Origin of the sequence: Polaribacter huanghezhanensis (assembly GCF_030444335.1) — a bacterium.
In the GTDB taxonomy this organism is placed as follows: domain Bacteria; phylum Bacteroidota; class Bacteroidia; order Flavobacteriales; family Flavobacteriaceae; genus Polaribacter; species Polaribacter huanghezhanensis.
In genome coordinates this window covers 1,038,500-1,065,054 of sequence record NZ_CP128595.1, presented here as the reverse complement: position 1 = coordinate 1,065,054, position 26,555 = coordinate 1,038,500, and the positions used below count along the sequence as shown (strand labels likewise).

The 26,555-nt window shown below is 30.6% G+C and carries 23 protein-coding genes and 3 tRNA genes; 14 read left to right on the top strand and 12 right to left on the bottom strand.

The window, feature by feature from the left end:
• Positions 1 to 37 precede the first annotated feature (37 nt).
• Positions 38 to 1,378, top strand: coding sequence for an acetyl-CoA carboxylase biotin carboxylase subunit (accC, locus tag KCTC32516_RS05065; RefSeq protein ID WP_301402443.1), 1,341 nt, complete (start codon positions 38 to 40; stop codon positions 1,376 to 1,378).
• Positions 1,379 to 1,485: 107 nt separating this feature from the next.
• Positions 1,486 to 1,947: an Lrp/AsnC ligand binding domain-containing protein gene (locus tag KCTC32516_RS05060; RefSeq protein ID WP_301402442.1), complete on the top strand. Its 462-nt coding sequence runs from the start codon at positions 1,486 to 1,488 to the stop codon at positions 1,945 to 1,947.
• 52 nt (positions 1,948 to 1,999) lie between these two features.
• Here the strand turns inward: KCTC32516_RS05060 and KCTC32516_RS05055 are convergent.
• Positions 2,000 to 2,073: transfer RNA gene (locus tag KCTC32516_RS05055), tRNA-Asn, on the bottom strand.
• Positions 2,074 to 2,254: 181 nt separating this feature from the next.
• On the opposite strand from KCTC32516_RS05055, the gene KCTC32516_RS05050 reads away from it, so the two are divergent.
• The 4 genes from KCTC32516_RS05050 (at position 2,255) to KCTC32516_RS05035 (ending at position 9,678) form a co-directional block, all read left to right on the top strand.
• The gene (locus KCTC32516_RS05050) at positions 2,255 to 4,987 is read left to right on the top strand and encodes a 2-oxoglutarate dehydrogenase E1 component (protein WP_301402440.1); all 2,733 of its coding nucleotides are present in this window, start codon (positions 2,255 to 2,257) and stop codon (positions 4,985 to 4,987) included.
• 38 nt (positions 4,988 to 5,025) lie between these two features.
• Complete coding sequence (gene odhB, locus KCTC32516_RS05045; protein ID WP_301402438.1) at positions 5,026 to 6,240, top strand: 2-oxoglutarate dehydrogenase complex dihydrolipoyllysine-residue succinyltransferase; 1,215 nt, start codon at positions 5,026 to 5,028, stop codon at positions 6,238 to 6,240.
• Between the two features lie 172 nt (positions 6,241 to 6,412).
• Positions 6,413 to 7,165 carry a YoaK family protein gene (locus KCTC32516_RS05040; protein ID WP_301402437.1) on the top strand — a complete coding sequence of 251 codons (753 nt, stop codon included), beginning with the start codon at positions 6,413 to 6,415 and terminating at the stop codon, positions 7,163 to 7,165.
• A 107-nt stretch (positions 7,166 to 7,272) separates the two neighbouring features.
• Complete coding sequence (locus tag KCTC32516_RS05035; RefSeq protein ID WP_301402435.1) at positions 7,273 to 9,678, top strand: helix-turn-helix domain-containing protein; 2,406 nt, start codon at positions 7,273 to 7,275, stop codon at positions 9,676 to 9,678.
• A 58-nt stretch (positions 9,679 to 9,736) separates the two neighbouring features.
• Here the strand turns inward: KCTC32516_RS05035 and KCTC32516_RS05030 are convergent, their stop codons facing one another.
• Positions 9,737 to 12,001 (bottom strand): inorganic phosphate transporter, encoded by a 2,265-nt coding sequence (locus KCTC32516_RS05030; RefSeq protein WP_301402433.1) that lies wholly within the window; start codon positions 11,999 to 12,001, stop codon positions 9,737 to 9,739.
• Between the two features lie 153 nt (positions 12,002 to 12,154).
• Between KCTC32516_RS05030 and KCTC32516_RS05025 the strand changes: the two genes are divergently transcribed.
• The 5 genes from KCTC32516_RS05025 to KCTC32516_RS05005 all read left to right on the top strand — a co-directional run bounded on the left by KCTC32516_RS05025 (position 12,155) and on the right by KCTC32516_RS05005 (position 17,482).
• Entirely contained in the window at positions 12,155 to 13,378 is a 1,224-nt protein-coding gene (locus KCTC32516_RS05025; protein ID WP_301402431.1) for an OprO/OprP family phosphate-selective porin, read from the top strand.
• A 156-nt stretch (positions 13,379 to 13,534) separates the two neighbouring features.
• A complete protein-coding gene (locus KCTC32516_RS05020) occupies positions 13,535 to 15,583 on the top strand; it encodes a thioredoxin domain-containing protein (RefSeq protein ID WP_301402429.1) in 2,049 nt (682 codons plus the stop codon).
• Positions 15,580 to 15,936: a DUF1304 domain-containing protein gene (locus tag KCTC32516_RS05015; protein ID WP_301402427.1), complete on the top strand. Its 357-nt coding sequence runs from the start codon at positions 15,580 to 15,582 to the stop codon at positions 15,934 to 15,936. The genes KCTC32516_RS05020 and KCTC32516_RS05015 overlap by 4 nt, the downstream gene beginning before the upstream one ends.
• A gap of 9 nt (positions 15,937 to 15,945) precedes the next feature.
• A complete protein-coding gene (locus tag KCTC32516_RS05010) occupies positions 15,946 to 16,752 on the top strand; it encodes a mechanosensitive ion channel family protein (RefSeq protein WP_301402425.1) in 807 nt (268 codons plus the stop codon).
• Positions 16,753 to 16,804: 52 nt separating this feature from the next.
• Positions 16,805 to 17,482 (top strand): hypothetical protein, encoded by a 678-nt coding sequence (locus KCTC32516_RS05005; RefSeq protein WP_301402423.1) that lies wholly within the window; start codon positions 16,805 to 16,807, stop codon positions 17,480 to 17,482.
• Here KCTC32516_RS05005 and tsaB read toward each other — a convergent pair whose 3' ends face one another.
• Complete coding sequence (gene tsaB / locus KCTC32516_RS05000) at positions 17,483 to 18,160, bottom strand: tRNA (adenosine(37)-N6)-threonylcarbamoyltransferase complex dimerization subunit type 1 TsaB (RefSeq protein ID WP_301402421.1); 678 nt, start codon at positions 18,158 to 18,160, stop codon at positions 17,483 to 17,485.
• A gap of 137 nt (positions 18,161 to 18,297) precedes the next feature.
• Between tsaB and KCTC32516_RS04995 the strand changes: the two genes are divergently transcribed.
• Positions 18,298 to 19,494 carry a serine hydrolase domain-containing protein gene (locus KCTC32516_RS04995; RefSeq protein WP_301402420.1) on the top strand — a complete coding sequence of 399 codons (1,197 nt, stop codon included), beginning with the start codon at positions 18,298 to 18,300 and terminating at the stop codon, positions 19,492 to 19,494.
• 74 nt (positions 19,495 to 19,568) lie between these two features.
• Here the strand turns inward: KCTC32516_RS04995 and KCTC32516_RS04990 are convergent, their stop codons facing one another.
• From KCTC32516_RS04990 to cyoE, 9 genes are all read right to left on the bottom strand, one after another.
• Positions 19,569 to 20,903 carry a TolC family protein gene (locus KCTC32516_RS04990; protein ID WP_301402419.1) on the bottom strand — a complete coding sequence of 445 codons (1,335 nt, stop codon included), beginning with the start codon at positions 20,901 to 20,903 and terminating at the stop codon, positions 19,569 to 19,571.
• Between the two features lie 125 nt (positions 20,904 to 21,028).
• Positions 21,029 to 21,238, bottom strand: a complete 210-nt coding sequence (locus KCTC32516_RS04985; RefSeq protein WP_301402417.1) for a hypothetical protein — start codon at positions 21,236 to 21,238, stop codon at positions 21,029 to 21,031.
• A 2-nt stretch (positions 21,239 to 21,240) separates the two neighbouring features.
• The gene (locus tag KCTC32516_RS04980; protein WP_301402416.1) at positions 21,241 to 21,786 is read right to left on the bottom strand and encodes a DUF420 domain-containing protein; all 546 of its coding nucleotides are present in this window, start codon (positions 21,784 to 21,786) and stop codon (positions 21,241 to 21,243) included.
• The gene (locus KCTC32516_RS04975; protein WP_301402414.1) at positions 21,779 to 22,423 is read right to left on the bottom strand and encodes an SCO family protein; all 645 of its coding nucleotides are present in this window, start codon (positions 22,421 to 22,423) and stop codon (positions 21,779 to 21,781) included. Before KCTC32516_RS04975 ends, KCTC32516_RS04980 begins: the two co-directional genes overlap by 8 nt.
• A 5-nt stretch (positions 22,424 to 22,428) precedes the next feature.
• Positions 22,429 to 23,076, bottom strand: a complete 648-nt coding sequence (locus tag KCTC32516_RS04970) for a hypothetical protein (RefSeq protein ID WP_301402413.1) — start codon at positions 23,074 to 23,076, stop codon at positions 22,429 to 22,431.
• Positions 23,077 to 23,125: 49 nt separating this feature from the next.
• Positions 23,126 to 23,473 carry a cytochrome C oxidase subunit IV family protein gene (locus KCTC32516_RS04965; RefSeq protein ID WP_301402411.1) on the bottom strand — a complete coding sequence of 116 codons (348 nt, stop codon included), beginning with the start codon at positions 23,471 to 23,473 and terminating at the stop codon, positions 23,126 to 23,128.
• A 20-nt stretch (positions 23,474 to 23,493) separates the two neighbouring features.
• Positions 23,494 to 24,474: a cytochrome c oxidase subunit 3 gene (locus KCTC32516_RS04960; protein WP_301402409.1), complete on the bottom strand. Its 981-nt coding sequence runs from the start codon at positions 24,472 to 24,474 to the stop codon at positions 23,494 to 23,496.
• A 55-nt stretch (positions 24,475 to 24,529) separates the two neighbouring features.
• On the bottom strand, positions 24,530 to 25,114 hold the full coding sequence (locus KCTC32516_RS04955; RefSeq protein ID WP_301402408.1) for a cytochrome c oxidase subunit 3: 585 nt from the start codon (positions 25,112 to 25,114) through the stop codon (positions 24,530 to 24,532).
• A 5-nt stretch (positions 25,115 to 25,119) separates the two neighbouring features.
• Positions 25,120 to 26,022: a heme o synthase gene (cyoE, locus tag KCTC32516_RS04950; protein WP_301402407.1), complete on the bottom strand. Its 903-nt coding sequence runs from the start codon at positions 26,020 to 26,022 to the stop codon at positions 25,120 to 25,122.
• 182 nt (positions 26,023 to 26,204) lie between these two features.
• On the opposite strand from cyoE, the gene KCTC32516_RS04945 reads away from it, so the two are divergent.
• Together KCTC32516_RS04945 and KCTC32516_RS04940 are read left to right on the top strand one after the other, a co-directional pair.
• Positions 26,205 to 26,276: transfer RNA gene (locus tag KCTC32516_RS04945), tRNA-Gly, on the top strand.
• A 24-nt stretch (positions 26,277 to 26,300) separates the two neighbouring features.
• A tRNA-Leu gene (locus KCTC32516_RS04940) sits at positions 26,301 to 26,386 on the top strand.
• Positions 26,387 to 26,555: the final 169 nt, after the last annotated feature.

Here is a 26,555-nt window from a genome sequence, read left to right as displayed (position 1 = left end):
CAATTCTGTTCAATTGAACATTACTAATACAAAAGGTATGTTTAAAAAAGTATTAATAGCAAATAGAGGTGAAATTGCATTACGTGTAATTAGAACTTGTAAAGAGATGGGCATCAAAACTGTAGCGGTTTATTCTACTGCAGACGCAGAAAGTTTACATGTTAAATTTGCAGACGAAGCAGTTTGTATTGGCCCTCCACCAAGTAATGAATCTTACTTAAAAATGTCAAATATAATTGCAGCTGCAGAAATTACAAATGCAGATGCCATTCATCCTGGATATGGTTTTTTAGCTGAAAATGCTAAGTTTTCAAACTTATGCGCAGAACATGGAATTAAATTCATTGGCGCAACTGGTGATATGATTGATAAAATGGGAGATAAAGCCTCTGCAAAAGCAACCATGCTTGCAGCTGGTGTTCCATGTATTCCTGGATCAAAGGGAATCATAAAAGATTTTGAAGAGTGTAAAAAATTAGCGCTTGAGTTTGGTATTCCGGTAATGCTAAAAGCTACCGCTGGAGGTGGTGGAAAAGGAATGCGTGCTGTTTGGAAAGAAGAAGATTTACAAGATGCTTGGGATTCTGCAAGACAAGAAGCAAAAGCTGCTTTTGGAAATGACGGAATGTATTTAGAAAAATTAATTGAAGAGCCAAGACATATCGAAATCCAAATTGTTGGAGATTCGTTTGGTAAAGCGTGTCATTTATCAGAAAGAGATTGTTCTGTACAACGTCGTCATCAAAAATTAACTGAAGAAACTCCTTCTCCTTTTATGACGGATGAATTGCGTTTAGCAATGGGAGATGCTGCAGTAAAAGCTGCTGAATATATAAAATATGAAGGCGCTGGTACCGTTGAGTTTTTGGTTGATAAGCATCGTAATTTCTATTTTATGGAAATGAATACGCGGATTCAAGTAGAGCACCCAATCACAGAACAGGTTATTGATTTCGATTTAATTCGTGAACAAATTTTGGTTGCTGCTGGTGTTCCAGTTTCAGGTAAAAACTATTTACCAAAAATGCACTCAATTGAATGTAGAATAAATGCTGAAGATCCTTACAACAACTTTAGACCTGCGCCGGGTAAAATAACAACCTTTCATGCGCCAGGTGGGCACGGAGTTAGAATAGATACACATGTATATGCTGGATATTCTATTCCGCCAAACTACGATTCTATGATTGCCAAATTAATTGTAACTGCTCAAACTAGAGAAGAAGCAATTAACAAAATGAAAAGAGCCTTAGATGAGTTTGTAATTGAAGGTGTAAAAACAACCATTCCGTTTCACAGACAATTAATGGAACACCCTGATTATCTTTCGGGCAACTACACAACAAAATTTATGGAAGATTTTGAAATGAAACCATAAACAACACATACAGTTTAATAATTAAATAAAAATTAGGATATAAGTTATATATCCTAATTTTTTTATATTTACATTTCCCCACCAAACTCATTTAAAACAACTAATTAATGTCAACAAAAATCAAAATTGATGGTATTGATAAAATCATTATCAAAAATTTAGTTAAAGATGCTCGTACACCCATTCTAACCATTGCAAAAGAAGTTGGTATTTCTGGGGCCGCAATCCATCAAAGATTAAAAAAACTTGAAGCATCTAAGCTGATAGTTGGTTCAAAAATGATCTTAAACCCAAAAGCGTTGGGCTACTCAACAACAGCCTTTGTGGGGGTGTTTTTAGATTCCGCCAGTATGTATACTTCAGCAATTAAAAAACTGGAGGAAATACCTGAAATAGTAGAAAGCCATTATACTACTGGTAATTACGCCATTTTTATTAAAATATTGTGTAAAAATAATGAGGATTTAATGCATTTATTAAATCAAGATATTCAAAAAATAAAGGGTGTTGCAAGAACAGAAACCTTTATTTCATTAGATCAACAAATAGATAGACAGATAACTATTTGATTTTTAGCGTACAAAAATAAAAAAGCCTTAACTATATGTTAAGGCTTTTTTGCTCCTCCTCTAGGGCTCGAACCTAGGACCCTCTGATTAACAGTCAGATGCTCTAACCAACTGAGCTAAGGAGGAGTTTGCAAGACTAAAAGTTTTGCGAGTGCAAATATAAATCTTTTTAAAAAACCGCCAAATTTTTTTCAAGAAAAAACAAAGAAATATTCATTCAATAAATTAAAAAAAGAAAGCTCATTTTTAGCAAAAGTTGTATTTTTGTATTAGTTATATTATTATACCCAAAGTATTAAATAAATATATGGACAAGTTTTCGTTCTTAAATGCGGCACATACAGGTTTTATTGGAGATTTATATGAACAGTATTTAAAAAATCCAGATGTAGTTGAACCGAGTTGGAGAAGTTTTTTTCAAGGTTATGATTTAGCAAATGAGAAGTACTCTTTTACAGATAAAGTAGAGATTTCTTCAGAAATCCCTGAAGAAGTTCGAAAAGAGTTTTTAGTCATCGATTTAATAAATGGGTATAGAACGCGTGGGCACTTGTTTACAAAAACAAATCCGGTTAGAGAAAGAAGAAAATACACTCCTACTTTAGCGCTTGAAAATTTTGGTTTATCACAAAACGACTTAAACACTGTTTTTAATGCAAGTGATGTTTTAGGTATTGGTCCTAGAACTCTAACTGAAATTATTGAACACTTAGAAAATGTGTACTGCAATTCTATTGGTGTTGAATTTATGTATTTAAGAAACCCCGAAGAGTTAAAATGGTGGCAAGACCGATTAAACAAAAACAGTAATTTACCAACGTATTCTGTCGATTCTAAAAAATACATTTTACAAAAAGTAAATCAAGCTGTTGGTTTCGAAACCTTTTTACAAACCAAATATGTAGGGCAAAAACGTTTTTCTTTAGAAGGAGGAGAAGCTTTGATTCCAGGATTAAGTGTACTACTTAGATCTGCAGCAGAAAACTACGGTGTTAAAGAATGTGTTCTTGGAATGGCACATCGTGGCCGTTTAAACACCTTGGTAAATATTTTTAAAAAACCAGTTAGAGAATTATTTAACGAGTTTGAAGGAAAAGATTTTGAAGATGAGGATTTAGATGGCGATGTCAAGTATCATTTAGGATTAACCCTAAGTAAAACATATAAAAACGGACAAAGTATTAAAATGAACTTAGTACCAAATCCATCGCATTTAGAGACTGTTGGTGCTGTTGCTGAAGGAATTACCCGCGCTAAAATTGATAAAAAATATAAAGGAGATAATTCTAAAATATTACCAATCATTATTCACGGTGATGCTGCGATTGCTGGACAAGGAATTGTATACGAAGTAACACAAATGGCACAGTTAAACGGTTATAAAACTGGCGGAACTGTTCATGTGGTAGTCAACAATCAAGTTGGTTTTACAACAAATTATTTAGATGCAAGATCAAGCACCTATTGTACCGATGTTGCAAAAGTAACATTATCTCCAGTTTTACATGTAAATGCAGATGATGTAGAAGCAGTTTGTCATGCAATGGAAATTGCTATTGAATATAGAATGAAATTCAATAAGGATGTTTTTATTGACCTTTTAGGATATAGAAAATACGGTCATAACGAAGGTGACGAACCTCGTTTTACACAACCAAAATTATACAAAGCAATTGCAAAACATAAAAATTTAAAAGATCTTTATGCAAATCAATTGTTAACAGAAGGAACTATCACAAATGAATATTTAACTCAAATTACAGACGAGTTTAAATCAATGTTAGAAGTTGAGTTTGACAAAGCAAAACAAGACACAACCTCTAAAGTAAGAGAGTTTATGAAAACTACGTGGAAAGGTTTTCTACGTCATGGAAAAGAAGCAATGTTAGCCTCTGTTGATACTACTTATGCTACAGAAAAATTAAAAAACATTGCTAAAATTGTTTCTACAGTTCCAGAAAACGTAAAATTTGTTAGAAAAGCTGAACGTATTTTAAAAGGAAGAGAGAAAATGGTTTTCGAATCTAATGAATTAGATTGGGGAATGGCAGAAACGCTAGCCTATGGCTCTTTGCTAGAAGAAGGATTTAACGTCCGTATTTCTGGTCAAGATGTAGAACGTGGAACTTTTTCGCACAGACACGCCATTTTACGTGATGAAGTTACTGAAGAAAGAATCAATCTACTAAATACCAATCCTGAAAATAAAGGAAATATGACCATTTACAATTCTCACTTATCAGAATACGGTGTGTTGGGATTTGATTATGGTTACTCAATGGCATTTCCAAATTGTTTAACAATTTGGGAAGCACAGTTTGGAGATTTCTCTAACGGAGCACAAATTATTTTTGATCAATATATTTCTGCTTCTGAAGACAAATGGAAATTACAAAACGGAATCGTTATTTTATTACCTCACGGATATGAGGGGCAAGGTTCTGAACATTCATCTGCAAGAATAGAACGTTATTTACAATTATGCGCAATTGATAATATGACTGTTGCAAATTGCACAACGCCTGCAAATATGTATCATATTTTACGCAGACAAATGAAACGGAATTACAGAAAACCATTAATTGTTTTTACACCAAAAAGTTTATTGCGTCACCCAAAAGCCATGAATCCTCTTGAGGATTTTGCAAACGGAACTTTTCAAGAAGTTATTGACGATCATTTGGTTGATAAATCAAAAATAAAAAAAGTAGTATTTTGTATGGGTAAATTTTATTATGATTTACTTGCAGAAAGAGAAAAATTAGAAAGAAACGACATTGCACTGGTAAGAATAGAACAATTATTTCCGTTGCATGAAGAACAATTAGGAAATGTAATCGCAACTTATCCAACCGCAGAACGTTTTGTTTGGGCGCAAGAAGAACCAAAGAATATGGGCGCTTGGAGTTATATGCTAGAGCGTTTTCCGAAGTTACAATTAGAAGTTGCTTCTAGAGAATACCATGCAGTTCCTGCCGCTGGTTCTAGCGCACGTTTTAAAAAGAGACAGCAAAAAGTTTTAGACAAAGTTTTTGATTAAAAAATAAAGAAATTTAGATAAAAAATAAAATTATAGACATGATTTTAGAAATGAAAGTTCCTTCTCCGGGAGAATCAATTACAGAAGTAGAAATAGCAACTTGGTTAGTTGAAGATGGTGATTATGTTGAAAAAGACCAACCAATTGCAGAAGTAGATTCTGACAAAGCAACTTTAGAATTGCCTGCGGAAGAAAGCGGAATTATTACGTTAAAAGCAGAAGAAGGCGATGCCGTTGCTGTTGGCGAAGTGGTTTGCTTAATCGATACAAGTGCAGAGAAACCAGTTGGCAGTGAGCAATCTTCAGTAAGCAGCGAAGCGCCAAAAGTAGAAAAGAAAGCTGAAGTAAAAGAAGTACCAAAAGCAACAACGTATGCAACCGGAACAGCTTCTCCTGCGGCTAAAAAAGTATTGGCCGAAAAAGGAATCGATGCAGCTTCTGTAAGCGGAACTGGAAAAGCGGGTAGAATTACCAAAGATGATGCTGTAAATGCAGTACCCTCAATGGGAACTCAACCTTCAAACGGCTCTAGAGGAACAGAACGTAAAAAAATGTCTATGTTACGTAGAAAAGTTGCTGAACGTTTGGTTGCTGTAAAAAGTGAAACTGCAATGTTAACTACGTTTAACGAAGTAAACATGCAACCAATTTTTGATTTACGTTCTCAGTACAAAGAAGATTTTAAAGCAAAACACGGCGTTGGCTTAGGTTTTATGTCTTTCTTTACCTTAGCGATTGTAAGAGCGTTAAAAATGTATCCTGATGTCAATTCTATGATTGATGGAGATTTTCAAATCAAACACGATTTTCAAGATATTTCTATTGCTGTTTCTGGACCAAAAGGATTGATGGTTCCTGTGATTAGAAATGCAGAAAACTTATCTTTTAGAGGTGTAGAATCTGAAGTAAAACGCTTGGCTTTAAGAGCTAGAGACGGACAAATAACGATTGATGAAATGACAGGCGGAACGTTTACCGTTACAAATGGTGGAATTTTTGGTTCTATGTTATCTACACCAATTATCAATCCTCCACAAAGTGGAATTTTAGGAATGCACAACATTGTAAACAGACCAATGGCTGTTAATGGACAAGTGGTGATTCAGCCAATAATGTATGTGGCGTTGTCTTACGATCACAGAATTATTGACGGACGTGAATCTGTTGGATTTTTAGTCGCTGTAAAAGAAGCATTAGAAAACCCGGTAGAATTATTGATGGATAATGATATTAAGAAAGCACTGGAAATGTAATAATAGATTGTTAGAAATTTATATTTTTTAGATATAAATAATCCTGAGCAAATTGCTTGGGATTTTTTATGAATTCTTGTTTGGTTTTGTTTGCTTCTAAATCTATTTATAGCTACATTTAGTAGGAATTACATCATGTACAATTTAAACAACCAACTTAAATGGAAAAAGCATGTTTAGACATCAAGGCAAAAACAGAACTTTAAAACAAAATTTGCAAATTGCTGTTGTGCTGTCTTTTGTGGCTGGAATTGTAAATGTCACAGGGTTTTTAGCTTTTAGTCAATTAACTACAAATGTAACAGGTCATTTCGCTTTATTTATATATGATGTTGCCGATTTTAATTTTTGGAAAGGAACTATCTATTTCCTTTATATTTTTTCATTTCTTTTTGGTTCATTTTCATCTAGTTTTCTAATTGAAAAATTTAGAAAAAACAAACGATTTAATATTTTTCTTTTACCAACAATAATTGAAAGTCTAATTTTAATTTCAATTGGTATCTTAAGCAATATCACCCAGGTAAAATATCCAAATTTAATCATCTGCTTCCTGCTTTTTGCAATGGGAATTCAAAACTCTTTTGTTACCAAAATTTCAAATGCTGTTGTAAGAACAACACATTTAACTGGACTATTTACTGATTTAGGGATTGATCTTTCTCAATTGTTTTTTCCGAAATTGCATCCAAATAGAGAGAAACTTAAAGCAAACATCAAGCTACGGATTTATATTATTTCTTTCTTTTTTGCCGGTGGATTATTTGGTGGTTTTTTATATTCTAAACTAGATTTTAAATTAAACACCTTAATTTTTGGTGCTTTTATTTTACTAATCAGTTTATTTTATGATGATCTTAGATACAAACTAATAAAGACCAAAAGAAAATATATCCAGAAAAAAACGGTACACAATAACACCTAAACTTATTGCTGAAAATCTCACAAAATAAGAGTATAAGTTTATAAAAAACTCTTGAGTTTTTTATAAACTCTTTTTTTGATTGTTTATCTTGCAACAAAAACGCTATCATGTCAAAAAATCAAGAATTAGAACTTGCTTTAGATTTTATAGAAAAGACAGATCGAAATTTATTTATCACTGGAAAAGCAGGAACAGGGAAAACTACTTTTTTACATCAAATTAAAAACGAATCTTTAAAAAGAATGGTGGTGGTTGCACCAACGGGTGTTGCAGCAATCAATGCAAAAGGCGTTACTATTCATTCGTTTTTTCAAATGCCTTTTGGTCCAATTTTACCAAATCAAATTGCAAATACGTCTAATCAACAGCGTAAATTTTCTAGAACAAAAATTGATATTATCAAATCGTTAGATTTAATAATTATTGATGAAATAAGTATGGTTAGAGCCGATTTGTTAGACGGAATTGACCAAGTAATGCGTCGCTATAAAAACCGAAATAAAGTGTTTGGTGGCGCGCAAGTTTTAATGATTGGAGACTTACAACAATTGGCGCCAGTTGTAAAACCAAACGAATGGAGTTTGCTACAACAGCATTATAAAACAGTTTATTTTTTTAGCTCAAAAGCCTATCAAGAAGCCAATGTGGTTTCTATAGAATTGAAACATATTTACCGTCAAAAAAACGAAGATTTCATCAAAATTTTAAATGAAATCAGAAATGATGTATTGTCTGATGAATCAGCACAGACATTAAACGAACGTTACAATCCAACTTTTTCTCCGAAAAAAGACGCTGGATTTATCACCTTAACAACGCATAATAACAGAGCAAATGCCATCAACAATTTAGAACTTGAAAAGTTGAAAACAAAAACTTTTTTTTTTAAAGCCGATGTTTCTGGAAAATTCAACGAAAATTCTTTTCCGAATGATGAAAAACTAGCATTAAAAGTTGGTGCACAAGTAATGTTTATCAAAAACGATTCCTCGCAAGAAAAAAGATATTACAACGGAAAAATTGGAATTGTTACAGACATTTCTAAAGAAACCGTTACGGTGCAATGCGCCAACGAAACAGATGAAATTGTTACCGAAAAAGAAACTTGGGAAAACATCAATTATGCCATCAACGAAGAAACCAAAGAAATAAAAGAAGACATTACAGGTTCGTTTTCTCAAATTCCGTTGCGTTTGGCTTGGGCAATAACCATCCATAAAAGTCAAGGTTTAACATTTGAAAAAGCAATTATTGACGCTGAAGCCTCTTTTGCACACGGACAAACCTATGTTGCGCTAAGTAGATGTACTTCGTTGGAAGGAATTGTGCTGAAAACAAAAATTAGCAGCAACGCAATTATCAATGATGAAAAAGTAGGTTCGTTTAATAAAAGCGTGGAAGAAAATCATCCTGATGAAAAAATATTAATCGCCTCTGAAAAACAATTTCAGCTCAATTTGATTTCAGAACTTTTTGATTATCAACGATTTTTATATCCAACTACTCGATTGATTGACATTTTTTATAAAAATAGAACCAGCATAAAAGGTGAAGTAATTGAGCATCTACAAATGATAAAAGACAATGGAATTGTATCGTTGATGAAAATTGCAAACGGGTTTAAAATTCAGTTAAAAACCGTTTCAGAAGAAGCAATTTTACCAGAAAACAGTTCTTTAATTCAAGAACGATTTACAAAAGCAGTTGATTACTTTTTAACACAAACCATTAAAAATATTGTGCAACCGTTGTCAAAAATTTCTTTTTCTTCTGATAACAAAGCAGTAAAAAAAGATTTTGAAAAACAGTTTGATTCGCTACAAGAAGTACTCACCGAAAAAGTATTCGCTCTTAAAAAAATGACAGAGGGTTTTAAAACGAAAGCGTATTTACAAGTTAGAGCAAACGCAGTTTTACAAAATGTTGAAAAACCAAAAAAGAAAAAAGTTGCTTCTAAAAGAGACCCAATTATTGCGTTAAAATTACGAGAATTGAGAGATGCTATTGCCAAAGCAGAAAACATTCCGCATTTTCAGATTTTCACCCAAGAAACCTTATACTTGCTCTGTGATGAACTTCCTAGAACTGAAAAAGAATTGTTGAAAATAAACGGAATGGGGAAAATTCGTGTTCAAAAATATGGCGAAGAAATTTTAGAATTAATTACAAACTATTGTAAAGAAAACGGAATCAATCATTTAAATCAACAAAAAAGAGAAGATAAAAAACCAACAAAGCAAATTTCTTTTGAATTGTTTAAAAGCGGATTGTCTGTAAAAGAAATTGCCAAAGAACGTAGTTTAACTTCTGGAACCGTTGAAAGTCATTTGGCAAGTTATATTCCGTCTGGAGAAATTGATATTTTAGAATTGATTGCACTAAAACGCTATAAAAAAATTATAAAAGCTATTGAAGAAACTGAGTTTAAAAACTTAACAGAGCTTAAAGAAAAAGTACATAAAAGTTTTACTTTTATGGAGTTGAGAATGGTTTTGTTGTCTTTAGAATCTTAAGTTTATCGCATAAAAAAACCGAGTATCTACTCGGTTTTTTTAACTAATTTAGCCTTTCTTAAAGCTCTTCTATCTCTTTTGTAGATAAATGAAACTCTTGATAGGTTTGCAATAAGTTTAATAATGCACCAACCAAATCTTTAGTTTCTAATAAAATACTAAAATACAATGTAGTATTTTTAGGACTTGTTTCATCTGTTCTAATTCTAGCTACTTGTTTTTCAATGGATTCAGAAACATCGTTTAATAATTCTTGTTTTTCAATTAAAATACCATCTAAACGATCAAAAGTTCTGTTTTCAAAAACATCACTTACTTTATCTAATAAGTCTGTTAATTGATTGTCAATTTCTTTTAAATCCTTTAACTGTCCTTTTTTAAGATTTTTATGGTTGTTATTTACATGTTTAAAACTTGCTCTAGAAATATAACTAATAGATTGTGCAACATCTTGCAAATATCCTAATACTAAAATATAAAACCTACTTGCTTGTACAGATGTTTCATCTAACGATTTAATAAAATAAAATACTCCGTCTTTTAAGTCATCTATTTCATCGTTTAATTTACCAACATGTTTATCGGTTTTACGCAATTTATTCAAATCGTGTTTTGCCAAATCATCAACAACATTGGTGTATAATTTGTTTACACGAGAAGCAACTTCTGAAATATGATCTGAGCTTTCTTCAATTACGCCATTAATAGTAATTAACTCAGCTCTTTCTATGTATACCTGTTTCTTTTCTTCTTGAGATTTCTTTGCAAGTTTAATATAGCTTCTTGCAATAATTCCGAAAACCAATAATAGCAATACACCAACCATTACAATACCGCCTAAATTGATTAAATATGCTACAGTAGCCGAAGCAACAAAAGCAACTATCGCGGTCATAAACCAACCACCAATTACATTTAATACACCAGCAACTCTGTACACAGCGCTTTCTCTTCCCCATGCTCTATCCGCTAAAGAAGCTCCCATTGCAACCATAAAAGTTACATATGTTGTAGATAATGGTAGTTTTAAAGAAGTACCTATAGAAATTAATATTCCTGCAACAATTAAGTTAACTGAAGCTCTAATTAAATCAAAAGCTGGCATTTCGTACGATTTATTTTTTGATAATTCGATTACAGGTTTTTGAAATTTAGAATCAATAAAAGTTAGCATTTTCTTTGGAAAAAGATAACTAATTCCTGTGTTCAATCCCATCGCTCCTCTAACAACAATTCTAGACATAGAATTTGGCTGAAATTTTTCATGACCTTCTCCTTGACGAGATAAATTAACCCCTGTTTCTATTACTGTTTTTGCTTTTTTAGAAGTCCAAATTGTTACAACCATTATTGCTCCAGCAATTAACAACATCCAAATATTTGAAGGAACTTTTTTAGCTAAAACTCCCATAGAAAAAGCATCTGCTGCTACTCCAGATGCTTGCCAAGCCTCATAAGAATTCCAAGCAGCAATTGGCACACCAATAAAGTTAACTAAATCATTTCCAGAAAACGCTAAGGCTAATGAAAACGTACCAATTCCAATAATTAATTTTAAAACATTTACTTTAAATAGCTTAATTAATAGTTGAGAAATCAAAGACCAAAACACAAATCCAATAGTCAATATCCACATCAAATTTCCTTCTATTAAAGGCTTAATATCTTTGTAAAATGGTGTTCCTTTTAATCCTTTAATAATGATAAAATAGGTAATTGCTGTAATTGCAAATCCACCAAATAATGCACTTATATAAGTTGGTCTGCTTTCTATATGAAAAGAATAAATCAATCTCGAAAAAAATTGAACAATTGCTCCGACAGTAAAAGCGACGACAACAGAAAGGAGAATACCAAATATGATAAACATTGCTGTTTCTGTATTGATATATTTACCCAAATTTGCAGCGGTTTCTCCACTATCCGAAGTATAAATTTTTATCAACGCCATTGCAACTGCTGCTCCTAACAATTCAAAAACAATAGAAACTGTTGTAGAAGTGGGCATTCCTAACGAGTTAAAAACATCTAGTAATAAAATGTCTGTAATCATTACAGCCATAAAGATGTACATAATTTCGTTAAAGTAAAATTCACTCGGAACAAAAATCCCTTTTCGGGCAACTTCCATCATTCCACTTGAGGTAACTGAACCTACAAAAACTCCTAAACTGGCAATAATTAAAATTTTCTTAACCGAAATAGCCTTAGAGCCAATTGCCGAATTTAAAAAATTTACTGCGTCATTACTTACACCAACAACAAGGTCAATAACTGCTAAAAGAGTTAATGCAATAAGCATTAAAATATATGGGTTCTCCATGTTACTTTCTTTAATTAATATTTGGCAAAATTAGAGACCGATTTCTTACATAATGTTATTTTAATGTTATGAATGTGTTATTAAATGAATTTATTTATATTAATTTAACTTTAAATTCATATTCTTTACATTTTTAATAAAAAATCAAAATTAATGTTATCTAAAAATTATCTTTTCTTTATTTTTTTGTTAATACATTTTGTTGTGTTTTCACAAGAAAAGAGCAAAAATTCATTCGGATTTAAATGGGATAAAGGCTTTAAAATTGAAAGTGCAGACAAACAATTCAAACTGAAATTTGGAGGAAGAATGATGATAGATTATGCGTTTTTTTCTCAAGACAACAATCTAGATATTGCTTTTAATCCATTAACAACAACTTCTGGAACAGAACTTAGACGTGCAAGAATATTTACTTCAGGAACTTTATATGGCAATGTAGATTATAAATTTTCTGTAGATTTTGCGGGCAATCAAACAACAATAAAAGATGCCTATATCGGCTTAAAAAACATTTCCTTTTTTGGTAATGTAAGAATTGGCCATGTAAAAGAACCTTTTAGATTAGATGTATTAACAAGTAGCAAATACATGACATTTATGGAGCGTTCTTTTATAGATGATTTTATGCAAACAAGAAATAACGGAATTGTTTTTTTTAATGATTATTTTGATCATAAAGTATCTATACAAGCTGGGTATTTTTTAAACGAAGATAATTCTTCTGACGATAAAGCAGCAAATAAAGGCTATGCAATTACTGGTAGAATAACAAGTTTGTTAATCAATAATATAGAACAAAAAGAATTATTACATATTGGATTTGCATATACAAATAGAAAGTCTACATCAAAAGAATATAGAATAGAATCAAGGCCAGAAGGTCATTTAAGCAGACTTAAATATATTTCTACAGGACCAATTAGTAGTGTTAAAAATATAAACATGCTAAATTTTGAAACTGCTTTTGTGAAAAATTCTTTTTCTTTTCAGTCAGAATATTTAACCGCAAAAATTAATACAGGGATTTTAATTCCAATAGATTCTTACACTTTTTCTACTTATTATGGAGAAGTAAGTTATTTTTTAACTGGAGAAAGTAGAAGGTTTAAAAATTCTTATGAAGGATTTGGTCGGGTAAATCCAAAAAACAACTACGGAAAAAACGGTTCTGGCGCATGGGAAATAGCTTTAAGATATTCTAATTCTGATTTAAATGATGGAGATATTTTTGGCGGAGAACAGACCGATATTGTCCTTGGCTTAAACTGGTATTTAAATCCTTCTACACGATTTATGCTAAACAATGTTTTTGCTGATGTAAAAAATAAAGGAAAAGTAAACATTTTTCAATTCCGTTTTCAAATCGATTTTTAATCAAAAATCATATAATTTTAATAGCTAGCGATTTGGTTTTTATCAAATTGCTTTTTTTATCTTTGATAAAAAACACCAGTGACCCATCGTTTTGCAATTTTACTGATTCTTTCTTTGGCTTTATCAAGCTGTAAAAAAGAAAAAAAACAACCACAAATGACCACACATAAATTTACCAATAACTTAATTACAGAAACCAGTCCTTATTTATTACAACATGCTCATAATCCTGTAAATTGGTATGCTTGGAACGATGAAACAGTAGCATTGGCAAAAAAAGAAAATAAATTATTATTAATTTCTATCGGATATTCTTCGTGTCATTGGTGTCATGTAATGGAAGAAGAAAGTTTTGAAAAAGAAGAAGTTGCTGCGATCATGAATGCTCATTTTATCAATGTAAAAGTCGATAGAGAAGAGCGTCCAGATGTAGATCAAGTATATATGAATGCCGTTCAATTAATGACTGGCGCTGGCGGGTGGCCTTTGAATTGTATTGCTTTGCCTGACGGAAGACCTGTTTGGGGCGGAACCTATTTCAGAAAAGAAGAATGGATGAACGTATTAGGTCAGATTGGAAATTTGTATCAAAAAGACCCTGAAAAAGTAGTTGAATATGCCCAAAAATTGACAGAAGGAATTCAACAATCTGGATTGATTACCTTAAATAAAGAAAAGACTCTTTTTACAAAAGATTATTTGAATGAAACCGTAAAGAAATGGAGCATTTATTTTGATGATGAGTTAGGCGGGTTAAATAAAGCCCCAAAATTTCCGATGCCAAATAACTATCATTTTTTACTAAGACATGCGAATCAAAACAACGATAAATATTTATTAAAATATGTAAATACTACACTTACAAAAATGGCGTATGGCGGAATTTTTGATCAAATTGGTGGTGGATTTTCTAGATATTCTGTTGATACAAAATGGCATATTCCGCATTTCGAGAAAATGCTTTATGATAACGGTCAATTGGTAAGTTTATATGCTGATGCGTATTTAATATCAAAAAACAAATTATATAAAGAAACGGTTTATAACACCTTACAGTTTATAGAAAGAGATTTGTTAGATGCATCTGGCGGATTTTATGCTGCTTTAGACGCTGATAGTTTAAATGATAAAAATCAATTAGAAGAAGGCGCGTATTATGTTTGGACAAAAACAGAACTGCAAGATCTTTTAAAAGAAGATTTTGAGTTGTTTTCTGATTATTACAATATTAATTCCTACGGATTTTGGGAGCACAAGAATTATCATTTAATTAGAACGCATTCTGATGAAGATTTTGCAAAAAAACACACACTAGAAATTTCAGCATTCAAAAATAAAGTTGCTACATGGAAATCGATTTTATTAAAAGAAAGGTCCAAAAGAAAAGAGCCGCGTTTAGATGATAAAATACTAACTTCTTGGAATGGCATTATGTTAAAAGGTTATGTTGATGCGTATCGCGTTTTTAATGATGCACATTTCTTAGAAATTGCATTAAAAAATGCACACTTTTTAGAAGCAAAAATGCTAAAAGAAGACGGAACTTTATTTCGAAATTATAAAAATGGAAAAGCAACGATAAATGGTTATCTTGAAGATTATGGAACTGTTATTGATGCTTTTATTTCGTTATACGAAGTCACTTTGGATGAAAAATGGTTGCTGCTTTCTAAAAATTTAACGGATGCTTGTTTTGATCATTTCTTTAATACAGCAACAAGCATGTTTTACTTTACATCCAATAAAGATGTAGAATTAATAGACAGAAAAACCGAAACAGAAGACAATGTAATGCCGTCTTCAAATTCAATGATGGCTAAAAACTTATTTAAATTGAGTCATTATTTCGAAAATGATTACTATTTAAAAACGAGCAAACAAATGTTGAGTAATATGACAGACGCCATTCAGAACTATGGCTCAGCATATTCTAATTGGTTGGATGTGTATAGTAATTTTACAGATGAGTATTTTGAAATAGCGATTAGCGGAATAAACGCAAAAGAAAAAGCACTAGAGATAAATCAAGAATACATTCCGAATAAATTAATTTGTGGAAGCGAAATTAAAAGTAATTTACCGTTGTTAACAAACAGATATATAGAAGATAAAACTCTTATTTATGTTTGTGTACATAAAACCTGTAACTTGCCTACAGAAAATACCAACGAAGCAATACGTCAAATTAAAAAACAACTACAATGACAACACTAATTACATTTCTAATAGCATTTGTAGCTTTTGAACATTTCTGTTTTTTAGTCTTAGAAATGTTTTTGTGGACAACACCAAAAGGCATAAAAACCTTTGGATTAAAATCTAAAGAATTTGCAAAAGAAACAAAAGTATTGGCAGCAAATCAAGGATTATACAACGGGTTTCTAAGTGCGGGTTTAATTTGGTCTTTACTAACAAAAAATCTACATGTGAGCCTCTTTTTTCTAAGTTGTGTAATAATCGCTGGTATTTATGGAGCGTATTCAACAAAGAAGGTAAGACTCTTTTATATTCAATCTATTCCTGCTATTTTTACACTTTTAATCATCTTATTTAATTAAAAATTTAATATGGAAAAATACTTAGAAATAGCAGAGACCTTTTTATTAAAATACGGAACAAGTATTTTATCTGCATTATTGATTTTAATCATTGGTTTAATTGTAATAAATCTGTTTGTAAAGCTCTCTAAAAAAATAATGACAAAAAGCAACGTAGATCTTACATTACAAAAATTTTTAAGCGATTTATTAAGCTGGATTTTAAAGGCATTATTAGTTATTACAGTAGTTTCTAAACTTGGAGTAGAAACCAGTTCTTTTGTGGCAATTATTGGTGCAGCTGGTTTAGCTGTTGGTTTAGCTTTGCAAGGTTCTTTAGCTAATTTTGCTGGCGGTGCATTAATTATGATTTTTAAACCCTTTAAAATTGGGGATTTTATTTCTGCTCAAGGAGAATCTGGTACTGTAAAAAGTATTGAAATATTTACCACCAAATTAAACACGGTAGACAATAAAGAGGTTATTATTCCAAATGGAGCTTTATCTAACAACAATATTGTTAATTTTTCTACCGAAGAAAAACGTAGAGTAGATTTAAAATTTGGGGTTTCTTATGATGCTGATATTAAAGAAACAAAACAAGTTCTTGCATCAATTGTAAACAAGCATCCGCTCATTTTAAAAGATCCTGCTCCAGCAATTTTATTAGTAGAATTGGCAGATAGTTCTATTAATTTTGCAGTAAAATCTTGGGTAAAATCAGGTGATTATTGGACGGTTTATGCAGAGGTTTTAGAGCAAACAAAAGAAGCATTAGACAAAGCTGGTATCGAAATTCCATATCCACATCGAGTAGAAATCAAAAAAATCATATAATCATGATAAAAAAGTTGAAATCAAAAATTTGTTACTAATATTAAAACTAAAAATGATGAAATCTATTCTAATTACATTACTTTTTATTACTTCGATTGCTTTTTCGCAAGTAAATCAAATAAATAACTTACGAGATGTTTATACGTTAAAAAATGATATAGATGCAAAATATAATAATCAAAATGACCCCAGTGTTAAAGGCTCTCCTTTTATTCATTTAACATACCAAAATATTAAAATTAAAGGCGTTAAAATGAAAGGAAAGTACAATGCCAACCTAGATTATATTAAAGTCGATAACAATGGAGAAATTATTCTCTTTATCCCTTCTGTCGAGCACCGATACGATGTTGTTTTTACAGATGACAACGCTACCTACAGAGCATTTGAATATGAGAACTTAAAGTTTGGCTTCTTTAAAATTTTAGCAAAAAAAGAGAAAACATTTTTATTAGGTAAGCAATTTATAAAATTTTACCCCAAAGTAAAACCAAAAAACAATTTTGACCTTTTAAAACCAGCTAGGTTTCAAAGAAAAAAAGACACTTATTATATAAAATTAAGTAATCAAGATATAATTGTTGAATTGCCTACTAGAAAAAGCAAATTTTTAAAAGTATTTGCTTCTAAATCTAATGTTGTAAAACATTTTATTAAAAAAGAAAAATTAAATTTTAAAAAAGAAAAAGATCTAATTAAAATATTTAATTTTTACACATCCTTAAACTAATTATATCTTCTTTTTTTGAGGAACAACAATAAAGTCTTTTAAGTAAAAAGGTTCAAAATAAGCGACATCTTCGATGTCGTTTTTTTTGTATTTATCATACGACAAAATACTCATTTCTTTTGCTGATGGAAATTTAGAATCTACAAATAGGGCATTCGGATGCGTGATTAAAGTTTTACATTTCTCTGCTCCATCACCCAAAAAATAAACCTTGCCTTCTTCTAAATTATTTAAAAAAGATCTTTCGCTGATAATTTCTGCTTTAATTTCTCTGATTTGATTGTAATCTGAATCAAAAATAGCAGAATATACTTCCATTCTGCGAGCATCTAACATCGGTACAATAACGCCTTCATCAATAGAAATAGCTAAAGCAAGCGATTTTAAAGTGTTCACAGAAATTAGTGGAATGTTCAGTGCAAAACTCAATCCTTTTGCCGCAGAAACGCCAATTCGCAATCCAGTATAAGAACCTGGACCTTTGCTTACTGCAATTGCATCAAGTTTTTCAAAAGAAATTTTCGCTTCTTTTAATACCTCATTTATAAACGGATGTAAAACTTCTGCATGCGAATAATTACCGTTGTTTAATTCTTTAATTGCAACCAATTCTCCGTTATTAGAAACACTAACCGAACAGTTTTTTGTTGAGGTTTCTAAATTTAAAATATAAGCCAATAGAATAGTTTTTTACAAAGATACATTAAGCTTCAAAAAAACGCATAGAGTTTCTAATTATTCCTTAAAACGAAATAAAATTTTGAAAGTACGTCTAGCATTGTTACTTTTATGCTGAAATACAATAAAACATCTGTTTGAAAATTAAGTTAAAATATTTCATTGGTCTCTTTATTATAGTAGTAAGCAGTTTTCTTCTTAGTACAAATACTGTAAAAGCAACACCAAAAGTTGCGCTTAAAAAAACAATAATAGATTCTATTATTGTTAAAGAACCAACTATTATTTTAGAACGATATTCTAAAAATAAAACTGAAAAAGTAAGTCATAAATTAGATTCTCTACTAAAAAAAATACACAAAAGACATGACTTTAACGGCTCAATTCTAATTGCAAAAAAAGGAAAAATAGTATATCAAAATCATATTGGATACGCAGATTTTAGAAAAAAAAGCAGTTTAAACGAAAAATCTGTATATCAGTTAGCTTCTGTAAGTAAACAATTTACAGCGGCATCAATTATGATCTTAAAAGAAAGAAATCAATTAAAATTAACAGATACTGTTACCAAATATTTTCCAAAATTCCCTTTTAAAAATATTACTATTCTACAATTACTACACCATACTTCTGGGTTGCCAAATTATTTTTGGGTAGCAGAAAACAAATGGGAAAAAGAAAAAGCGCCAAGCAATAAAGAGATGATGAAATTTTTAGAAACAAGTAAAGTTTCTACATTTTTTAGCCCAGGCAGAAAGTTTGATTATTCAAATACTGGTTACTTTGTTTTAGCTTCTATTATTGAGAAAATATCAAAAATGAGTTATTCTAACTTTGTAGAAAGTGCTATTTTTAAACCCCTAAAAATGAGCCACTCTTTTGCTTTTAGTTTTGAAAAAGATACCGTTAAATCAAATCAATTGATAGGATATAGATTGTATAGAGGATGGAGACATCGAACAATACCAAGCACCGTTAATGATGCAATTGTTGGCGATAAAAATATTTATGCCACAACTCAAGATTTATTAAAATGGGTAAACGGATTGAACAGTGGAAAACTTATTTCTAAAGAGTCTTTAGATCTTATGTACACCAAAGGAAAAACCAAATATGGACGAAAATTTCCTTATGGTTTTGGGTTTAGAATTAACACCAAAAATGATGCTAAAATAATATATCATTATGGAAAATGGAATGGATTTAGCACAGGAATTACTCAGTATTTAGAAGAAGATTTGGTGGTTATTATTTTAGAGCATACAAGCTATCGATCAATGGATTATTTAAATAAAAAGATTCGAAATATTGTTGAGAAAAATTTTGAGTCTTAGCTTTACAAAAATAATTTCATAAAAAAATCCCTGAGAAAATTCTCAGGGATTTTTTTATGTTTTTTATAATCAATTTAATCTATTACCGATTCTCCGTAGTAAAACTTTAACACTTTTGTTTTAAATACATAATCGAATTTTGCTCTAATTAAAGTTGATTCTGCATTTACCAATCTATTTCTTACTTGATCAAATTCAAAAGATGTAATTGCTTCATACGTATATCTTTGTTGTGCATTTTTAAATGCTTCTTGCTGTGCGTCTAAAGATAATTTCGCAGCTTCATAACTTTTTAATGCTGCTTTTGCGTCTAAAAAGGCTCTTTGAATTTCTTGTTGTAAACCTAACTTTGCACTCTGAAGATTTAACTCAGAGTCTTCTTTATCAATGATCGCTCTGTTAAGGTTTACTTTATTTTGAAATCTATTAAAAATTGGAATACTTAATGATACTCCAACTCCATATCCAAAGTTGTCATTTAACTGTTTAAAAAAATAATCATTTCGTTGCCCTTGAAAAATAGTAAATCGGTGACTGTAATTCGTTCCTGCATCTGCAGAAGCAGTTACCGTTGGTAAAAATCCACTTTTAGCAATTGCAATTTGTAACTCTCCATATTCTCCTTGTAATTTTGCACTCAATATTTCTGGTCTTGTTATAACTGCTTTTTTATAAACAACATCAGGGCTTTTAAATAATAACGAAGCAGAAGGAGCTCCTACATCTATGTTGGCTACATCAAAATTATTTGGGTCTACTTGTAATAATTGAGCAAGACCTAATAATGCAATATCTAACGTATTTTCTAAAGAAACAACTGTCTGTAAATCATTTGCATACGCAGACTGCGCATTTAACAGTTCACCTTTGGGTTTAGAACCTGCTTCTACTTGATCTTTTGCTACTTCAATTTGCTTTTTACTTATTTTTGCTTGTACTTTTGCTACTGCTAAATTTTCTTTGGCAAACAGTATGTTTAAATAGGAGTTTACAACATTTAAAGAAATATCATCTTTAATTTTTTGTAAATCTAATTGGTTTCCAATAACCGTTAATTGGTTCCTTTTATAAGTATTTAATAATCTAAATCCATTAAAAACAGTAATACCACTGCTTAAACGATAAGAAGAGCTAAAGTTTGTAGAAGAAATTCTACCATTACTAACAGGGTCTATAGTAGATCCAAAATTTAAATTAGCTCCAGACGAAGCATTTAAATTTGGCAAAAAATTACCTTTTGATCCAACGACATTTTGCTTTGATTTTTCTATAGTTAACTCGCCTTTTTTAATAGTGATATTATTTTTTAATGCATGTTCAACAGCTTCTTTTAAATCCCATTTTTTTTGCGATAATCCTGAGAAAGAAAAAGCAATTAATGCTATAATTACTAAAAATTTTGTTTTCATATATTTTAACTATGTAAGATTTATTTTAAGATTGGTAACAATGGAGATTTATTCTGCAATTTTTATGCTGCTTATATGACGAGCGAAAGTAGAATTTGTTACAGATTTTTTATCTTATTGAAGTGTTAATTTTTTATCCTTTTTTTATACCTGAATAAAACATAGGCTAAAAGCGCAACTAAAAGGTATGGAAATGCCATTAAATAGGTAATACCAGAGTTAATTCCTTCTGCCATTTCTTGTCCGCCATTTTCTACAACAGCTTTACACATTGCACATTGTGCATTTGCATCAACTGCAAAAAAGAGAACTATTAAAACGATACTTTTTTTCATAATTACAGATAATATGGAGAAATCATTAAATAAACTACAACACCAGTAATTGCTACATACAACCATAACGGAAATGTAATTTTTGCAATTTTTTTATGTTCAGAAAATTTCCCTAACCTTGCTCTAACAAAAGTAATTAACACAAAAGGAATAACAGCTATTGATAACAAAATATGTGTAATCAAAATAAAATAATACACATATTTAATTGCACCTTCTCCACCAAATCTAGTAGATTCTGATGTCATGTGATATGCAATATACATCAACAAAAATAATACCGAACAAAATATTGCAGTTGTATTTAATTGCTCGTGTAATTTTCTATTTCCTTTTTTAATGGCAATAACTGCAAAAATTAAAAGCATTGCTGTAATTCCGTTGATAGTTGCATAAATTGGAGGTAAAAAAGACAAAGGCATTACATTAAAACCTAATTTTTTTAAATTTACACTAAATAAAATAGCAACAACTAAAGGAATAATTATTGATAAAAAAACAATTATTCTATTGTATTTTTTTTCTTGATTAGAAATCTCTTTACTCATTTAACAAGATTTTAATATCTTCTTTTAATGCTGTTATTTGGTCTGGAAAACCACTTTCTTCTAAGGCTCTATAATACATAATTGGATTTCCGTGTGCATCTCTTCTAGAGCGAATATTACCTTCTTTGTCAATTAAAGCAAACAACCCAGAATGTTCAAATCCGCCATCTTTTTCATCTCCGTCACCTGCGTATAATTTAAATCCTTTATTAGATAAATCAAAGACAGAATCTTGGCTTTTACCAGTTAACATTTGCCAGTTACTGCTTGTAATGTTGTGTTCTTTTCTATACTGATTTAGAACTTCTGGAGTATCAATATCTGGAGTGATAGAAAAAGAAGCAATTCCGAAGTTTGGATTTCCATAAAATTCTTTTTGCACAGCAATCATTTTTTGATTCATAATTGGGCAAATAGACGGGCACGTTGTAAAGAAAAATTCTACAACATATACTTTTCCTTCAAAATTTTTATTGGTAATTGTATTTCCTTTTTGATTGATAAACTCAAAATCTGGCACTTTGTTAAAAGTAACCAAATCTGATTTTTGAAATTTCTTTACCACTTTAGGAACAACGTAAATTCCAAAAATTAATATGATAAATGAAATACCGATATAAGAATACTTTTTTTTCATTTTAATTATATTTTTCGTTTAAAGCGTTTCTCTTTTTCTAATGATTTTTTAAGCTGATAATAAATAATTTCTATGTCTTTCTTCATTTTATTTTTAAGATCGCTTACAGAATTCATATCGTAACCGTACAACCTTCCGTTATCGGTATCTTCATCATCTTTTCTTCCTCGCAAACGCAATTCTCTATCAACAATAAACACATACTCAGAACCTAACTGATCGTTTAAAGAATAGGGAGAATCAAAACTTTTAAAAATTGCCTTTATCTCATTTTCGTCCAAAAAAACAAACTTCCAATTTTCAATATTTGAATAAGAGCTTAGTTTCTTTTTTAAAGATTCTACTTGTGTTTCTGTTCCTTTTGGAGCAATTAAAACAGACTGAAAATAAAGGCTTTTATGGTATCTTTTATAAATAACTTCGTTTAAATTAAAAAGGCCTCCTTTATTTTTGTCAATATCTGTTCCTAAAAAACTAACTATAGAAAAATGTTTTTTAAATGTAACCTCTCCTTTTACATCTTCTACCTTTTTTGTAAGTATTGGTAAGTTTGCATGATGATAAATCCCTAATGAAAGGAAAATATAAAAAATTAACGGTCCTAAAAATAATACCGATAATACAAGTCCTTTTTTAATTTTATTTTTCTTCATGTTGCAAAAAAAAAGGTGGTAAAAACCACCTTAATTTATTTTAATACAATTAGTAGTCCCATTTTGTCAAAGGAGACAATACATCAAATATATGTCCTCCTTCTATTAACAATAAAGTCACTAAATAACAAATTAAAAATACAGCTGTCCAAACGACAGCTCTCCTTAATCCTTTTTTTTCACCTTCCATGTGCATAAAGACCCAAGTAATTCCATACGCTTTAACTAAGGTTAATATAATGAATAACCAGTTTAATGGACTTGTGCCTAAAAAATGAGTTAAATGTAAACTAGCTGGTTTTATAATACCGAAAATAACTTCTACAATTGTTATTACAGAAAGTATTCCGAAAACCATCCATATTCTTTTTGTATTAGATTCGTGTGCGTGTGCCATCTTTTATAATCTTTATATAATTAAACTAAGTAGAAGAAAGTGAATACAAATACCCAAACTAAATCTACAAAGTGCCAATATAATCCTACTTTTTCTACCATTTCGTAATGTCCTCTGCGCTCGTAAGTACCAATAAGAACATTAAAAAATATGATTATATTTATAAGTACTCCTGTAAATACGTGGAAACCGTGAAAACCAGTAATAAAGAAAAAGAAATCTGCAAAAAGTGGATGTCCATATTCATTTGCTTCAAGGTTTGCACCCTCAACAACTTGCTTTGCATTTAATAAATAACGAGATCCTTCTTCTTTAGAAAGAATTGTTTTTTGTTTGGTTGCAAGATCTATTTTTTCAATTCTTATGAATACATCTGGATTGTTTTCATAAGAACTTACAACATCTTTTAAAGAATATGTTGATATTGGATCTCCTTGCTCAAACCATAACCCATTTTTACGCGTGTGATTAACTTCTTCTCTTTTGCCTTCAACCACAAAAGTAGCTAACTCAACTTGATGCCCATCTTTAACAAACTGTAAGATTTTACCATCTGTTGTTTGAACTGCGCCGTAAGTACCTCCAATAAAGTTTTTCCATTCCCAAGCTTGAGAGCCTAAAAAGATTACACCACCAATAATGGTAAACAACATGTACCAAGCTACTTTCTTTTTCTTCATTTGATGACCAGCATCAACAGCTAACACCATTGTTACAGAAGAAAAAATTAAGATAAATGTCATTAATGCTACATAGTACATTGGTGCATGTACTCCGTGTAAAAACGGAAAGTGAGTAAAAACTTCATCGGCAATTGGCCAAGAGTCTATAAATTTAAATCTTGTTAAACCGTAAGCGGCTAAAAATCCAGAAAAAGTTAATGCATCTGATACGATAAAAAACCACATCATCATTTTTCCGTAACTCGCTCCAAAAGGTTTTTTCCCGCCACCGTTCCAGGCAGTTTTGTCTTCAGAATTTACAGCAATAGTTGCTCCCATAAATAGCTATGTTAATTATTTTTTAAAATAGTTTGTCAAAATTACATAATTTTCATCATCTAATAAAATAGAAAAAGAAAAATAGATAAATCCAAAGTACTCCAACAAAGTGCCAAAAAATTGCACCAAGCTCAAAACCAAGCATTTCTGCCGAATTATACTTAGATTTAAAATGATTATAAATTACAACTAATAACACAATTAATCCTGCAATTAGGTGTAAAACGTGCATAAATGTTATTCCAATAATAAAAGAAGTTGATACTGTACTATTTGGTCCAGTAAAAAACAACCCTACATTTCTTAATTGAATAAATCCTTCATATTGATAATAAATAAATCCAACGCCTAAAACTAAGGTGATAAGAAGTAGTAAAAAACTCCCTTTTATATTGTCTTTTTTAAGCAATCTCTGAGCTAATAAAAATGTTAAACTACTAAAGATTATTAATGCTGTACTTATATAAAATGCTTTGGGCAAATCAAATGAAACCCAATCTTCTCTTTTTCTACTTACCACATAAGCACTTGTTAATCCTGCAAAAAACATGGTCATACTTATCATAGAAATCCATAACATCGGTTTTAGAGACTTCTTCTTTGCTACACTTAATTCTGTATTTAAACTTTCTTGACTCATTTTATTTAATGTAAAAATTTATCTATTACGTATATTATTTGAACGAGTGTTATATAAATAACACTTGATAACATTAATTTTCTTGCTTCAATATTCGATTCTGTTTTGTATAATTGGATGCCGTAATACAGCATAGAGCAGCCAGCTAAAGCAATAATTACTGCTGTTGCAGGATATATATAAAAAGCCCCTGTTACTTTTAATACTGGAGCAACAGAAACCAAAATCATTATAAAAGTATAAAAGATAATTTGCTTAATAGCGCCTTTGTCCTTTTTATTCATTGGCAGCATATTAAATCCTGCTTTCTGATATTCTTCAAATTGCAACCAACCAATTGCCCAAAAATGTGGAAATTGCCAAAAAAATTGAATTAAAAATAAAAATCCTGCTTCGATCCCAAATTGATTTGTTGCTGCAACCCAACCCAACATAAAAGGAATTGCACCTGGAATTGCTCCTACAAAAACGGTCAATGGAGTTACAGATTTTAATGGAGTATATAGACTGGTGTATAAAAAAATGGATATTGCTCCGAATAATGCAGACTTTGCATTGATATTGTATAAAATTGCAATTCCTAAAATTGTAAATAAAAACGCTATTGTTAACGCAGTAGAAACAGTCATTCTGCCAGTTGGCAAAGGTCTGTTCATCGTTCTTTTCATCAAAGAGTCTGTGTCTCTTTCTATAACTTGATTAAATGCGTTTGATGCACCAACCATAAAGTAACCTCCAATAGCTAATTGAAAAATGATAAAAACATCTACAATTTCTGCGGCTAATAGATAACCTGCAATAGAAGAAAAAACCACACTTAATGACAGACCAACTTTTGTAAGTTGTAAAAAATCTGTCACAAAATTTTTAATTGTTGATTTATTTTCTATTCTAGAAATTGAGTTCATTTACCTATTTTCAAATCTTTTGCAAAGGTATTTTATTCTCCACTAATTTCTTGCTTTTTACACTATAAAAAACGAATTAAATTTCTATTTAAAATAGTTTAAAAAAATCTTTGGTAATTCCTTTTTTGTTTTAACTTTGCACCCGCATATGAAAGATATGTAAGTTCTTTAAAATATACTGCGCGAAAGTAGCTCAGGGGTAGAGCATCACCTTGCCAAGGTGGGGGTCGCGGGTTCAAATCCCGTCTTTCGCTCTATTCTTTTAATATAATACCAATGCTCAAGTGGTGGAATTGGTAGACACGCTGGACTTAAAATCCAGTGGGCAGTAATGCCCGTATGGGTTCAAGTCCCATCTTGAGTACAAGAAAGTCTTAACATTAATTTGTTAAGGCTTTTTTTTATGAAAAAAATTTATAAAACTATTAGAAATAAAAAAACCCACTCTAAATTAGAGTGGGAAAATTGCTATGAAAAAGAAAGTGGTTTTTACACCACTACACAAATATACAAGTTTTTAGCAAACACCAATA

Excerpts from the sequence above, each read along its gene's own strand:
- KCTC32516_RS05025 (WP_301402431.1), top strand. The coding sequence starts at position 12,155 with ATGTTATCTAAAAATTATCTTTTCTTTATTTTTTTGTTAATACATTTT.
- KCTC32516_RS04960 (WP_301402409.1), bottom strand. The coding sequence starts at position 24,474 with ATGGGAGCAACTATTGCTGTAAATTCTGAAGACAAAACTGCCTGGAAC.
- KCTC32516_RS05020 (WP_301402429.1), top strand. The coding sequence starts at position 13,535 with ATGACCACACATAAATTTACCAATAACTTAATTACAGAAACCAGTCCT.
- KCTC32516_RS04980 (WP_301402416.1), bottom strand. The coding sequence starts at position 21,786 with ATGAGTAAAGAGATTTCTAATCAAGAAAAAAAATACAATAGAATAATT.
- KCTC32516_RS05005 (WP_301402423.1), top strand. The coding sequence starts at position 16,805 with ATGATGAAATCTATTCTAATTACATTACTTTTTATTACTTCGATTGCT.
- cyoE (WP_301402407.1), bottom strand. The coding sequence starts at position 26,022 with ATGAACTCAATTTCTAGAATAGAAAATAAATCAACAATTAAAAATTTT.
- KCTC32516_RS04975 (WP_301402414.1), bottom strand. The coding sequence starts at position 22,423 with ATGAAAAAAAAGTATTCTTATATCGGTATTTCATTTATCATATTAATT.
- odhB (WP_301402438.1), top strand. The coding sequence starts at position 5,026 with ATGATTTTAGAAATGAAAGTTCCTTCTCCGGGAGAATCAATTACAGAA.
- accC (WP_301402443.1), top strand. The coding sequence starts at position 38 with ATGTTTAAAAAAGTATTAATAGCAAATAGAGGTGAAATTGCATTACGT.
- KCTC32516_RS05050 (WP_301402440.1), top strand. The coding sequence starts at position 2,255 with ATGGACAAGTTTTCGTTCTTAAATGCGGCACATACAGGTTTTATTGGA.
- KCTC32516_RS05040 (WP_301402437.1), top strand. The coding sequence starts at position 6,413 with ATGTTTAGACATCAAGGCAAAAACAGAACTTTAAAACAAAATTTGCAA.
- KCTC32516_RS04985 (WP_301402417.1), bottom strand. The coding sequence starts at position 21,238 with ATGAAAAAAAGTATCGTTTTAATAGTTCTCTTTTTTGCAGTTGATGCA.
- KCTC32516_RS04970 (WP_301402413.1), bottom strand. The coding sequence starts at position 23,076 with ATGAAGAAAAATAAAATTAAAAAAGGACTTGTATTATCGGTATTATTT.
- KCTC32516_RS04955 (WP_301402408.1), bottom strand. The coding sequence starts at position 25,114 with ATGAGTCAAGAAAGTTTAAATACAGAATTAAGTGTAGCAAAGAAGAAG.
- KCTC32516_RS04990 (WP_301402419.1), bottom strand. The coding sequence starts at position 20,903 with ATGAAAACAAAATTTTTAGTAATTATAGCATTAATTGCTTTTTCTTTC.
- KCTC32516_RS05015 (WP_301402427.1), top strand. The coding sequence starts at position 15,580 with ATGACAACACTAATTACATTTCTAATAGCATTTGTAGCTTTTGAACAT.
- KCTC32516_RS05060 (WP_301402442.1), top strand. The coding sequence starts at position 1,486 with ATGTCAACAAAAATCAAAATTGATGGTATTGATAAAATCATTATCAAA.
- KCTC32516_RS05035 (WP_301402435.1), top strand. The coding sequence starts at position 7,273 with ATGTCAAAAAATCAAGAATTAGAACTTGCTTTAGATTTTATAGAAAAG.
- KCTC32516_RS04965 (WP_301402411.1), bottom strand. The coding sequence starts at position 23,473 with ATGGCACACGCACACGAATCTAATACAAAAAGAATATGGATGGTTTTC.
- KCTC32516_RS05030 (WP_301402433.1), bottom strand. The coding sequence starts at position 12,001 with ATGGAGAACCCATATATTTTAATGCTTATTGCATTAACTCTTTTAGCA.
- KCTC32516_RS05010 (WP_301402425.1), top strand. The coding sequence starts at position 15,946 with ATGGAAAAATACTTAGAAATAGCAGAGACCTTTTTATTAAAATACGGA.